This window comes from Planctomycetaceae bacterium, from assembly GCA_039680605.1.
Lineage (GTDB): Bacteria > Planctomycetota > Phycisphaerae > SM23-33 > SM23-33 > JAJFUU01.
Genome location: JBDKTA010000001.1, coordinates 1 through 11,839 on the forward strand (window position 1 = coordinate 1; position 11,839 = coordinate 11,839).

General features: G+C 64.0%; 15 protein-coding genes. All 15 read right to left on the reverse strand.

Going from position 1 to position 11,839, the window contains the following annotated elements; translation table 11 throughout:
• Positions 1–286 precede the first annotated feature (286 nt).
• On the reverse strand, positions 287–1,171 hold the full coding sequence (locus tag ABFD92_00005) for a DNA adenine methylase (protein ID MEN6502893.1): 885 nt from the start codon (positions 1,169–1,171) through the stop codon (positions 287–289).
• A gap of 101 nt (positions 1,172–1,272) precedes the next feature.
• Positions 1,273–1,638: a hypothetical protein gene (locus tag ABFD92_00010; GenBank protein ID MEN6502894.1), complete on the reverse strand. Its 366-nt coding sequence runs from the start codon at positions 1,636–1,638 to the stop codon at positions 1,273–1,275.
• 46 nt (positions 1,639–1,684) lie between these two features.
• Positions 1,685–1,954 (reverse strand): hypothetical protein, encoded by a 270-nt coding sequence (locus ABFD92_00015; protein ID MEN6502895.1) that lies wholly within the window; start codon positions 1,952–1,954, stop codon positions 1,685–1,687.
• 43 nt (positions 1,955–1,997) lie between these two features.
• Positions 1,998–2,525: a hypothetical protein gene (locus ABFD92_00020; GenBank protein ID MEN6502896.1), complete on the reverse strand. Its 528-nt coding sequence runs from the start codon at positions 2,523–2,525 to the stop codon at positions 1,998–2,000.
• A 54-nt stretch (positions 2,526–2,579) separates the two neighbouring features.
• Positions 2,580–5,195 (reverse strand): hypothetical protein, encoded by a 2,616-nt coding sequence (locus ABFD92_00025; GenBank protein ID MEN6502897.1) that lies wholly within the window; start codon positions 5,193–5,195, stop codon positions 2,580–2,582.
• A 5-nt stretch (positions 5,196–5,200) separates the two neighbouring features.
• The gene (locus tag ABFD92_00030; protein ID MEN6502898.1) at positions 5,201–6,436 is read right to left on the reverse strand and encodes a hypothetical protein; all 1,236 of its coding nucleotides are present in this window, start codon (positions 6,434–6,436) and stop codon (positions 5,201–5,203) included.
• A gap of 3 nt (positions 6,437–6,439) precedes the next feature.
• The gene (locus ABFD92_00035) at positions 6,440–7,705 is read right to left on the reverse strand and encodes a hypothetical protein (protein ID MEN6502899.1); all 1,266 of its coding nucleotides are present in this window, start codon (positions 7,703–7,705) and stop codon (positions 6,440–6,442) included.
• A 190-nt stretch (positions 7,706–7,895) separates the two neighbouring features.
• On the reverse strand, positions 7,896–8,369 hold the full coding sequence (locus tag ABFD92_00040) for a hypothetical protein (GenBank protein MEN6502900.1): 474 nt from the start codon (positions 8,367–8,369) through the stop codon (positions 7,896–7,898).
• A gap of 28 nt (positions 8,370–8,397) precedes the next feature.
• The gene (locus ABFD92_00045) at positions 8,398–8,955 is read right to left on the reverse strand and encodes a hypothetical protein (GenBank protein MEN6502901.1); all 558 of its coding nucleotides are present in this window, start codon (positions 8,953–8,955) and stop codon (positions 8,398–8,400) included.
• A gap of 1 nt (position 8,956) precedes the next feature.
• Entirely contained in the window at positions 8,957–9,382 is a 426-nt protein-coding gene (locus ABFD92_00050; GenBank protein ID MEN6502902.1) for a hypothetical protein, read from the reverse strand.
• Complete coding sequence (locus ABFD92_00055; protein MEN6502903.1) at positions 9,379–9,771, reverse strand: hypothetical protein; 393 nt, start codon at positions 9,769–9,771, stop codon at positions 9,379–9,381. The genes ABFD92_00050 and ABFD92_00055 overlap by 4 nt, the downstream gene beginning before the upstream one ends.
• A 112-nt stretch (positions 9,772–9,883) precedes the next feature.
• The gene (locus ABFD92_00060) at positions 9,884–10,192 is read right to left on the reverse strand and encodes a hypothetical protein (GenBank protein ID MEN6502904.1); all 309 of its coding nucleotides are present in this window, start codon (positions 10,190–10,192) and stop codon (positions 9,884–9,886) included.
• Positions 10,192–10,719 (reverse strand): DnaT-like ssDNA-binding protein, encoded by a 528-nt coding sequence (locus ABFD92_00065; protein MEN6502905.1) that lies wholly within the window; start codon positions 10,717–10,719, stop codon positions 10,192–10,194. The genes ABFD92_00060 and ABFD92_00065 overlap by 1 nt, the downstream gene beginning before the upstream one ends.
• Positions 10,716–11,519 (reverse strand): hypothetical protein, encoded by an 804-nt coding sequence (locus ABFD92_00070; protein ID MEN6502906.1) that lies wholly within the window; start codon positions 11,517–11,519, stop codon positions 10,716–10,718. The genes ABFD92_00065 and ABFD92_00070 overlap by 4 nt, the downstream gene beginning before the upstream one ends.
• On the reverse strand, positions 11,516–11,839 hold a 324-nt coding region (locus ABFD92_00075; protein MEN6502907.1), incomplete at its 5' end, for a choice-of-anchor Q domain-containing protein. The genes ABFD92_00075 and ABFD92_00070, both read right to left, overlap by 4 nt.

Here is an 11,839-nt window from a genome sequence, read left to right on the forward strand (position 1 = left end):
AACCTGCCGTCGAGGATGAAGATCATGCCCCCGCCGCTGACTGCTTCGTAGCGATGTAGTGAAGACTTTCAGGGCGCTGCCCTTGATAATAAAGCACTTACGTCGCCAACTGCGGAAGTTGGGCTAAAGGCCGATGTGGGACCTATAGGACCGATAGGACTTATGGTAAGAGGTTTCGCCCTTCCAATCATCCAACCTGTAGCGGCGCGCTCTTTCAAATCGTCAGAAGCGCGCTTTCGGGTGTTCCTTTTTTCGTTCGGCTGGCGCGAACGGCGTTCAGAATTCGTCAAAAGTTGGTGATAAACAGTTCCTTCGCTTGGCTGGTTTCGTTTCGCTCGATGCTATACCTGGTTGTCACTTCCCGCAACGTCAAGCCACGGTACAAGGCCCGGACCTCGGGGCAGTCATTGTAACTGATCAGGACCTTGCCTTTAAGGTTCTTGAGCCGGGCGGCAACCCTGGCATGATCGATGTCTTTGAACTGACCGGCATAGGGCTGCGACAGGCCGTAGTAAGGTGGATCCACAAAGAAGAACGTCTGGGGCCTGTCGTAGCGGTCCACAAGATCAACCAAGTCCATCGATTCAAGTATTACGCCCCGCAGGCGGTCAACCAGCACGTCGGGATCGTCCCGCAGCCAGTTCTGCAAAACGTTTACCCTGCCCGTTACCTTCACTCCGAAGCTGCGGTCGACCATCTTGCCGCCAAAGGACACGCGGTTGACGTAGAGGTACCTAACCGCCCGAGCCATTGGGCTGCGAGGCTCGGAGTCAAACAGCCTCAGAAACACCGCTCTTGAGTACGGCAGGCAATCCACTTCCCGCAGCAGCTTGCGGCCTTGCCTCTGAAGCACCTGGTATAGATTGACCAAGTCTCCGTCGATGTCATTGAGCACTTCGGATCGGCTGGACTCCCGGTCCTTCCTGAAGAACACCCAGGCCCCGCCGCAGCACGTCTCCACATAGCACGTGTGATCGGGGATGAGTGACACAATCCGATCACAAAGCCCGCTCTTTCCTCCAACCCATCGCAAAAAGCTATTCACAGCCGTTACTGCATTCTCTCGCTTCTTCGGTCGATACGATTCTTCAGCCGTACAGGCCAGGGCCTTGCCGATGGTCCAACATCGGGGCGGGCGGTAAACTCGCTTCTCCGCTCGCCGCCCTGGCACCTTTAGACAGTTCGCCCCTGGGACCGGCCATCCATGGCCAGTCCCAGGGGCATCCGGGCCATTACCCGCTGCACGTAATCGGCAGCGGCCGGGGCGGCAGGCTATGAGCCGCCCCCTGTCAGTGGGGGTTCATTTTGTGCAGGAGTCTCAGCCGGCGTGGCTTGAGCCTCCACGGTGGTTTTGAGCCGCCCCAGGGACACCAGGATGTTGTCCCCGACCTTATACAGGCCCTGGCTGGCCAGCCCGCCTGCAAGGCCGTTCATGATCATCCACAGCAGCGCGGCGTGGATGCACAGGCCCCATACAACGCCGACGACCAGCCCGACGCCCACGGCGATCAGCGGCTGGATGGCCGGATGGTCCGCGACCCACTTGACGAGGCTCTTGATGTTGCCGGTCAGGGCGATCACGATCACGCTGATGATCGCGACCACGCCGGCATCGATCTGCAATCCGAAAATATCCACGGTCTGTTCTCCTGATAAGAGTTACGCTTGCCCTTGACCGCCTCGCCTACAGGGCGGCGGCGATGACCTTGTCGAACACGACGCCGACCACGTTGCCGATGATCGTGCCGATGCGGCCCATGTCGAGCTCTGCGGCCGTGTCGGACTGCAGGGCCATGTACTGCTCGTCCTTCTCGACGGCCTTGCAGACGAGCTCCACGGGGTTGCCCAGGCGTTCCTGCAGGATCTGGGCTGCCTTGGGATGGGCGGCCGTGAAGTCGGCCCACTTGGCCTCGACAGACTGTTCGATCTTCGCTTGTACTTCCGATGCGTTCACGGGAACTCCTTCACGTTTGAGTATGGGTTGGCTGTTTGCTGCGCTACTTGCCGGGCGAGGCGGATTGCTTAGCCAGAAGCCCGCTGACAATGTCGGTCAGCTTCGCTAGCTGTGCCTCCGTAGTGCCCTGTTGGCCCAGGGACCATCGCAGGGCGACCAGTTTTTCGATGCTCTGCTTAGGCCCTTCGTCGAGGTTCTTCTGGGCGATGGCAAGCCCGGCGTCGATCTTCTTCACGTCGGCGGCGTGCTGGTCGATCAGGGCATTGACGGACAGTCCATGGGCCCTGATCCAATCCCGATCGATCACGACGGCCGTGCCGTCCTCTTTCTTGAGCGTTCCGGACTGGGCGTCGAGAATGTCCTGATTCACTCGGGCCAGATCGCTCTTGAGCCGCTCATCGAGAATCTTCTTGGCCAGGTTGGCCATGGCGGCGTCGTTGCCCTTGGCGTTCTCGACGCCTTCAAGGCCGCGAGCGGCCCACTGCATCGACGCCGGCGAGGCGCAGCCCCCGGAGGTAACCAAGCCCGCCAGGACAAAAGCGGCAATCAGGAAGGTCAGTAAGGTTCTCATCAGTTGCTCCTTTGGGTTAAGGTACAGGGTGACAATGATCATTCGGAAAAACCGCTATGAGCTCTTGTGCGTGGCGGCGGCCATGGCCTTCCACGCCCCGATTCGCACGGAGGCGAAGGCCGATACCGGCAGGGTGTTTACCCCAGCCCATCGGAGGCGCAGTTTTCCGCTGTCGAGTTCGTATTCCAGATAGACCGACGCCGTGCCTGGACCAAGGGTGAACGTGGTCGTTGCGATGACGCCCCAACCCGGCCCTCCAAGATTGCTCGTCTTGTGCGGGACCATCGCCGGCGTCGGCCCTTCCCATGGAGGCGTCGCCCCGACGCACCATCCAACCCACAGTTCCCTCGCCCGCCAGTCCAGAGCCGAAATCTCATGGCTGCCATCGGCAGCGGAGTTCTCGATCTCCTCGTCGTGTTCCAGGCTCAGGTCAAACCCGACCGGAGCGACCGGGGAAGCCAGAGGCGACCACGCATAGCGCTTGTCTGCCCCGTCCCATCCGAAGGTGTAATTCACGCCTCGGTCTGGCACCGAAGGCAGCGGGTCGATCGCGGTGACCACGCCCCACTCGTTTGCTACGTAGATGAAGGTCACCACTTCGCCGGCGACAAATCCGGAAGCGGCGTCGTGGTCGTATCCAAGTGGCTGGTACAATATCGCGGTCACTTCGGCCGCGTCTGGGATCAGATTGCCCTGGCTGTCGCAGGGCTGGACGATGACTCGGTCAGAGGTTTCATACGACCAGTCCACCTTGATCTTTCCGAAGGCGACACCGCCTTGAGCGCCGCCCGATGCGGCCGCGTTGCCTGCCCCCATGACCGAGGCGGCCGGGGCATAATCGCGCGTCCCCATCGAGGCGCCGGCGGGGGCGTTGTTGGCCCCGGATAGGGCCTGCTGCGCCGCACGGGCAGACTTGAGCATGGCGGCCTTGTCCATGTATCGGCTCTTCGACACGTACCAGTTCCGCAGCTCGTATTCCGTGGTGCATTCCCGCATCGACCACTTGACGCCGCTGATGTTTCCGTTGGGCGAAACGTCGTGAAAGCCTTTGAAGATGCACTTCTTCACCTCACCGTTTGGCGACAGGACGCGCGTGGCCACGGCCAGCGCGGCGGCCTCGACCTCCGTGCCGTTGAGAGACACTTCATCCTCGCCGGCGACCTTGGTTCTCATCTCGACGAGCTCGGGCATCGAGATGACCTTTATATCCTTTGCCGCCGGGCTCAGGGCCGTGGCCAGATCATAGACCTCGACCACTCCGGCCTGATTCAGACGGTAGGCCTTGGCAAAGTAGTTCTCGAACGTCGCGCCAGACTGGGCCTTCTCATGGGCGAAGGTCATCTTGAACTGATTGGCCGCCAGAGGCTCGAAGCCCGGTTCCAGCCACGCGAAGCCCTCGTCGGCGACGCGGCCGATGGGATCGTAAAACGAGATGACCCCATTGGCCCAGTCCACGTTGAACCCGGTGATTTCTACCCAGTCGTCGCAGTTGAACCAAAGGTTCTGCCCCATCATCCCCGTGGGCCGCTGCACTGCGCGTTTGGCCCAGACCCGCACAGGGGCCGGCCGCTCTGCAGCCCCCTCGCTGTCGGCAAAAGAGTCCACGGCCCGGCTGAGGATCGGCACTCGACGGTCGGCCTCGACGCCGGATAGGCGGATCATTCTATAGAGGCTCGACAACGCCAGGGCACGCTTGGCCGCGTCAGTGATATCAACCAGCAATCCCTGAAAGACGGCCTTGGCGGTTTTGCCCGTGGCCGTGATGTAACTGAGCTGGTCGAGAGGCTTGATCTTGCCGTCTGAGTCTACCCCGACGTACTCCAGGTCATTGCCATCGACGCCGAAGATGGTTTCCTGGAGGATCCTGCGGCGGGGCGCACTGGTGATGACCACGGCACGGGCCTTGGTCGATCTCGGGTTGATCGCGTCTGCGGGCAGGGCAAGCGCCGCGTCGATGACAGGTTCCGCTCCTACCCCTATGGCGTGAATCTGATAGGTGCCATCTGTTTTGACAGACCAGACCGCCCCGGCCGCATCGAGCACCTCGTTGACCGCCGAAGGCACGTGCGCTCCGTCAAGCTTTAGATCTCGCGGCTTGGGCATCGCCGCCAGGGCGGTATAGCTGTCCTCGTCGATGGAGTCGATCTTGTAAGCGGGCTGGTCTGACGTGAACTGCATCAGACCGCCCCCATTGGCGACTGATCCGATCAGCAGTTCAAGAACGCCATAGACGTCCAGGCCGCCGGCTGCCAGGCCGTTAACGATGTTCTCTACCGATTTGCCGCTGGCGGTGACCCGGTTGACCAGGCCGATAAACGCGTTTCCGCCCCGGCCGTCGGTGAACTCCCATCGCCGGTCGGCGATGTAGAGGGTCTTTTCGAGGACCTGGTAGGCCGCCTCGCCGGGCAGGCGGCCGTACAGGGAGTCCTCGACGTAATCGACGTGCCAGCCGACCAGCGTAACATCCGGAGTGTCCGGGTCGCTGAGGAAAATCTCCACGTCCACGTCGCGATCGAAGGTGCCGTAGAACTTGCCAAACTCTGTCGTCTTCATCCGGATGGCAAACACGTTGGGCATCATGCCCGGAGTCAGTTCGATCTCGTCGACGGCCCCAAAGGCATGGCGAGTTTCGAACTGCTCGAACTTCAAGGCGACTTTGGGCATGTCCATGATGATCAGGTCTCCACGTACACGCCGGGAACGTCGCTGCGCTGCGAGGGCAGCGTTACGGCCTGTTCGGAGGCGAAGAGCCAGCGGTACCGCCAGGTGGTCTCAGTGTGAACGTCGTCGACGCGGCGAACCGTGATGGCCGGCGCTTCAAGGTAATTGGCCGCCGCCAGCAGCGGCGGGGGTTCCTGCAGGAAAACCCCCAGCCCAACCGCCCGGCCGCTCTGCTCATAGAGATAGGCGCAGTCGGCCGCCTGGGCGATCAGCGGGGAGACGCCCGGATACCGGTACTCCTGCAGCAGCGGCCCCGACCGCGTGTGGCTGACCTCCTCGGCCATTTCAAGAACGCCGGCCTCGTCGTCTTCGTTGCGGCAGGCCATCACTTCGAAAGCCGCGTTGACGGACTGAGTCTTGTGATGGGTAGTCGCGATCGACGCCCGCACGAGTCCGCCGGCAGCCCTGATGGCCGCGTGCTGGGCCTCGACGTACGTCAGGGCGTAAGGGCCCACGTACGCGTACTGGTAGCGGGTGACCTTGCGATTGTGCTCGTCATAATCGGTCGTGATGGTCCGCTCGCCGTCGACGACTCGGTCGCCCGGAGGGTTGGCGTCGGCAGGGTAATCGTTGAGCAGCTGGGTCTGCGTGACGGAGTAGTCGCAGGCCAGGTCGCTCTCGGAGACCTGGTAGTCGTAGGTCTGCTGGTACCCGGCCGGCCGTTCGGGGATCGCCCGTGACACCACGTACGAGCTGGCGCTCTTGAGCGGCCGCACGTACGCCTTGCCGGTCATCGTGATGACCAGCAGCCCCTCGTGATTGACGCTCTTGCGGGCGCTGTATTCATCCGAGAGCAGTCCATCCTCGTCGGCGCTGGTGAAGGCGACGACGGCCTCTACCTCGAACGAAACGCCCTGATGGGTCGGCCCGGCCGATCCGGCGTACCGCCCCGAGAACCGTGGGCCGTCGAGGCAGTCCAGGGCCGCGACGCTCTCTCGGCCGGTGCCGCTGCCGGTGATCGTGAAGCCCACCGGCCCGCCGGTCATCGCAGACTGGAAGGCGGTCAAAGCCGTCGCCAGGGCGGCCTTGGTGTCGGAGGCAATCTCCCCGTCGCAGCGATAGGTGATCTTGCGGGCGTAGGGGCGGCCGGCCTGGTCAAACTGAGGCTCGATCGACTTGCTGTACGACAGCAGTTGAAGATCAGCCACGCCTATGGAGCTGCTCAACACAGCGGTGAATGGGGCGGCCATGTGTTACCTCAGTGCAAACGATTTTTCGTAATTGTTCATCTCGATGCGGCGGCGGGTGGAGGTTTCAATTCGGTTCTGCACACCGCCAACCGAGGAGACGATCGCCGGGGCGACCTTGTCGGCCACGCGGCGGGCCGAGTCCTCGGGCGAGACCTGGACGGCGACCTGGGCCGAGGGCGAATTGTCGAATCCGAAGATCTTGCCGATGCCGTTACCGACGAGCTTGAAGACCGTCGCCAGCGCCTCGGCGATCGCCCCGACCGCCTTGGCGACGATCTGGATCACCGGCGTGAGAATTTTCAGGGCCGGAACAACCGTGGAGTAGATGATCTGACCGACAGAGCCAAGGATTTCGAATACAGGCTCGAAGATCGGAGTCAGAGCGGCGATGATTTCAGACAGGGCCGCCCACATGGCAGTGAAGGCCGGAAGAGCCTGCTCATACATCTTCACCAGCGGAGGAATCAAAGACATTAATAGACCGCCCAGAGCCTTGAGCATCGGCGAGAGAGCAGGCCCTATTACCCCGGCCAGGCCTTCAAGCGCCGGTGCCAGCGCCTCAAAAATCGGCACTGCGATCTGTCGGCCTAATCCAGTTAACGCCGAGCCGATCCGGGTGAGCGAATCATTGAACCGCTCGGCGGCGCCGGCGGATGTCTCGTCGAAGGTCAGCCCCAGCCGCTTGGCCTCGGCGATCGTGGCGTCGATGCCCGAGCGGCCCTGGGCCAGCAGCGGCACGAGGCTTCCGGCGCCTCTGCCGAAGATGTCCATCACGGCCGACGCTCGAGCCATGGGATCGGGCATGCGAGAGACCGCCTCGGCCACGTCTCCGAAGATCTGTTCCATGCCCCGATTGCCCGCAACCGAGACGCCCAGGGCGGCAAAGGCCTCAGCGGCCGCTCCGCTGCCGGCCTGGGCGTCGGCGACACTTCGCGACAGGAAACTCAGCGACCCGGTCAGTTGCCCCATCTCGACGCCGGCCAGCTTTGCGGCGTACTCCATGCCCGAGAGCCAGCCGACGCTGGCGCCGGTCTGCTGAGCGAGCTTGCCGAACTGATCGGCCGACTCGGCCGTGCCGATGACCAGATCCTTGACCCACTTGACGGCCGAGATCGCCGCAGAGGCCACCCCCAGAAGAGGGTTGGCCAGGAACGTGCTGATGCCCGTTCCGAGCATGGAGGTCAGGCCCTGCGCCTCTAGAATGCCGCTGGTGAATCCGCTGCGGTCGAGGCGAAGGTGTCCCAGGATGGATCCGGCGTCGAAGCTCATAACGGTTTATTCGGAAACTGTCGCATCATTGGGGAAAAGACCTCAAAGCCCCCGGTCACCCTGTGAGTGCCGGGGGCTTTGACGGCCGCAGCCCCGGCGTCGCTCTGGCATCGAGCCAGTTCCGCCGCCCGGTACTGAATCTCGTTGTAATCCGCCACGATCAGGCAGGCCGTTCCTGCAGGCAGGGCGTCTATCGCGTCGAGCCCCCAGCCGGGAAAGATCGTGGCGAGGGACAGGGCGTAGGCCCACGGGACGGCCCCGCGTTCATTGAGGCGATCTTCAACGCCGCTTGAGCCGTAGCCTCTTCCTGTGGCACCCCCGCCGCCTGCAGGCCGTTCTGGATAGCGGCCTGCCGTTTTTTTTTGAGCCAGGCCTCGAAGTACGAAGACGCGACCAGAAGCGCCGCCTCAAGGTCGGCACGGCCCGCCGCGTCGATTACGGCGTGGCCGCTTTCGGGGATGAACCCCTTGAGGCCTGTCCGCAGGGCATCGAGCATCCTCGCGTCGCCGCCGCCGACGATCGCGGCGTCCTGGGTCTGGCGCTCCAGTTCGGCCAGGTCGCGCAGCTTTGCCACGGAGGGCTCGCACGTCATCACCTTCGTTCCGTCGATGACCAGTTCCAGATCCCACGGAACGAGATTGTTGATGTTGATCACATTGGACATTTCGTCGACTCCTCGGGTTGGGTGCGGTCTACGCCTGCGGCTCTTCGCCGATGTAGCCCAGGACCAGGTTGGGCAGCTTGGTTCGGTCGGGCATCGCCTCCAGCTCCAGCGGGATGTACGATTCCTTACCGTCCGAGCGGGCCTCATCCTTGCTCGTGACGACGGCCGCCAGTAGCAGGATGTCCTGGCTGCGGTCGTAAGGCACTTCGCCCACGGCCTCATCGGGCAGGTCCATCGGGTGGAAGCGGTACTTGGCGGCGTAGGAATACAGGTCCCCGCCCACGGCGGCGGGCATCAGCGGAATGGGGTTTGTGGCGACGACGCCGGCAAACCACGGGTAGTTCAGCGCCCGGTTGGCCAGCGTGATCTCTCGCAGCTTGAGCGTCAGCGTGGCCTTGACTCCCATGATGCGCTTGCCCATGACCTGGTCGCCCATCTGGCCGGGCACCTTGATGTCTTCGAGCTTGAGTTCGCGAACGCACGTGGGTTCGTCGCAGAAGCCCAGGTTCACCCAGGCGTTGGTGATCCACTTGAGCACCCACCAGGTGCGGGCTTTGGTTTTGGACAGATCCGGGGTAAAGGTCATCTCATTCTCCGATCTGTGCAGCGGTGATCTGCACGTTGAAGGAAACCTGATTGAACCGCCCCTCGCTGACGCCCAGGTCAGCGGGGGGCTGTATCGCGTCGATCATCAGCGCCAGCCACGTGGGCGAGAGCGTGACGTTGCGGACGGGCAGACGCTCCGGGGCCGGATAGATCACGTCGTAGAGCCTGACCGCCCGGATCATGGCCGCTGCGGCATCGCCGGCCCGCGTGAGTATCTGGAACGTCCATGGCCGCGTGGGCGAGTAGGGCCCCGCCACGCCCCCGGTGGACAGGATGCAACTGCCGATGGCCGTGCCCTCGTCGAACCGCATGGTGCGGATGTCGCTGCCGAAGTGCAGGCCCGCCCGATCGGCCAGCCATTCCGCCAGCGCGTCTACCAGAAGCTGAGGGGGGCTGTGTTCGCTCATCCCAGTTGCCCCCGGATCTCGTCGGCGACGACTTCCATGCACTTGGGCCCCTCGGCCTTGAGCGGACCTTCGACGAACTTGGCGGCGTAGACGCCGGGCCTGGGGTGGCTGTGCTGCATCGGCTCTTCGTGCTGGCGGATGGCGTAGTCGGCCGCCTCGCCGCCGCCTGCGGCGACGTGGCCCGCGACGCCATCGGGCGTGATCTGGATGGTGGACGCGGCCCCGACGATCGTGCCGGCCAGAGTGCCGGTCTCGACGGGCACGGCCTCTTTGCACTTTCGCTCCAAATGAGCCAGGCTCAGGACGAACCCGCGCCGCGCGCCGTGCTGCACGCGCTCATTGGCCATGTCCAGGCCGCGCAGGAATTCGGATGCGTCAAAGGAGCTCATAACGTCAGTTCGGAAATTTCACCGTTCAGAGAGATTCACCGCAGAGGACGCAGAGCACGCGGAGTTGTTTCCCATGCATCATCCGCCTCGGCGATCTCCGCGACCTCTGCGGTTAAATTGGCGCGAGCATCACCGCCACGCCGCGAAAGACGCCCCGCGGGATGGAGGAGTACTGCGCGACTTCGTAGGCCACGCCGTCGACGCTGCAGCGGTCGCCGGGATAGAGGAACTCGTAGGGCAGGATCCCAAAGACGTGGAGGCGGATCGAGGCGGTCAACTCGCGCCCGGCCAGCTTGAGGGTTTTGGTCACCGGCTCTGCCAGGCCTTTCCACTGCCCGTCCTGGGCGGCGAAGGCCGGCGTGCCGTGCTCGTCGCTACCGGTCCTGCGCAGCCAGGCCGTCACGGTGCAGTTGGTGACCATCAGACGATCCTCCCGCCCTTGAGCAGATACGGCCGCATGTGCGCCCGGGCCTCCAGGCACACCAGTTGGGGCAGCTTGCCCGCGTCGTAGCTTTCGGCGTAGCCCCCGGCCGACTGGCTGGCCACGCCGTCCGCTCGATCGCGGAGGCGCTGGGCCCGCTGGGGATCCCGCAGGATGCTCATCGCCTGCAGGACGGCGGCGAGCTTGACCGCCTCGGGCACGACGGCCACACCGTCGATCAGGTCCCAGACCGACGCGTAGGCCAGGCTCTTGCCATCGGGCCAACTGGCCGGCTCGTCGTAGCAGACTCGCGGGAACGCCCGGGCCTGGTCAGAATCGTACTTCTGACCGGCCAGCGTGAGGGTGTCCAGTTCGTCGCTGGCCTGCAGCAGCGCCCGGGCCTTTGTCCCGTCGTCTGCGGCGGTCCAGGCGGTGATATCGGCCACGCGCAGCAGGAAGGTATCGGCCTCGTCGAGCGTGACGTACGCGCCGGTGGGATCGTTGAGGGCTACGGCCTCGATAGTCATGCGCTCACCTCGATGGTGGTAGTGGACGTGCCGTGGACTCTGGGCTTGCTGAAGGTCAGCGTGTAGCTGCCGGCCGGCAGATACATCGGCTCCAGCCATCGCCCGTCCGCTGCGGTGGTCGCCGATCCACGGACGGTGTATGTGCCTGCGGCGTAATCGCCCGTGAGATAGGCCCGGACGGTTCCGCCGCCGACGCCCTGGCCGGCGTGCATGTACCGCAGGGCGTCGACGCCGCCGAAGTCGTGATCGACGGCCGTCTCATCGCCCAGGGGCGCGTCGTCGGTTGTCCAGGCCCCCGCCCCGTGCATGGCCGTAAGCTGCGCGTCGATCTCTTCGACCGTGGGCACGGGCGGCAGTTCGTCGGTTCGCGCCAGCGGCGCGACGGCGGCGGCAAGATTCTCCGCAGTGGCCAGAGGCGCGACCGCCTCGCCAAGCTGCTCTGCCGTCGCCAGCGGCTCGATTGCCGCCTCGATGTCCTCGGCGGCGATGTCGTTGAGGTCGCCGACGCGCTTGGCATCCATGATCCCCTGATAGATGTACTCGCGCCCGGTAACACCGGCGATGACGGCCGTGACGAGGATCTTCACATCGTCGCCGGCGTCATAGGTCGCCGGCAGCACGCCCGAGACGATGTAAGTGCCCGTGGCGGTCTTAGCCACGCCCAGATTGACCGCAGCGTCCACGGCCCCGTTGCGCACCATGGAAGCGGTTGGAGTGGTGTCGGCGTCGGCGCTTTCGCCGTCGCTGAAGCGTGAAGTCGTAAAGCCACGGACGATGCTGTCTCCCGGTCGGTAGATCATGCTGCACGTCTCCTCATGGATGGTCCTGGATGGATGATCGACGCCGCCCGTCGCCGGCTGCCGGCATGGATCAGCGGAGAGCCGAAGATGGATCCGCCGTGGCACCCGCTGGGTTCCACGTACGTCCTCAGCGCCCCCATGTCGTCGGGGGTGCCGCGAGGGTTCCCCAGGGCGTCGAAGTCGAGAATCTTGGTGCCTGCCCCGATGGCCGGGCTGCCCGCCTTGAGGTGCAGATCGCTGGCGACGTTGACGAACACATCGGCGGCGGTCTGGTTGATCAGGCCTGACGTTCCGGGGGCGGTTGCATCGCTCGATAGGTT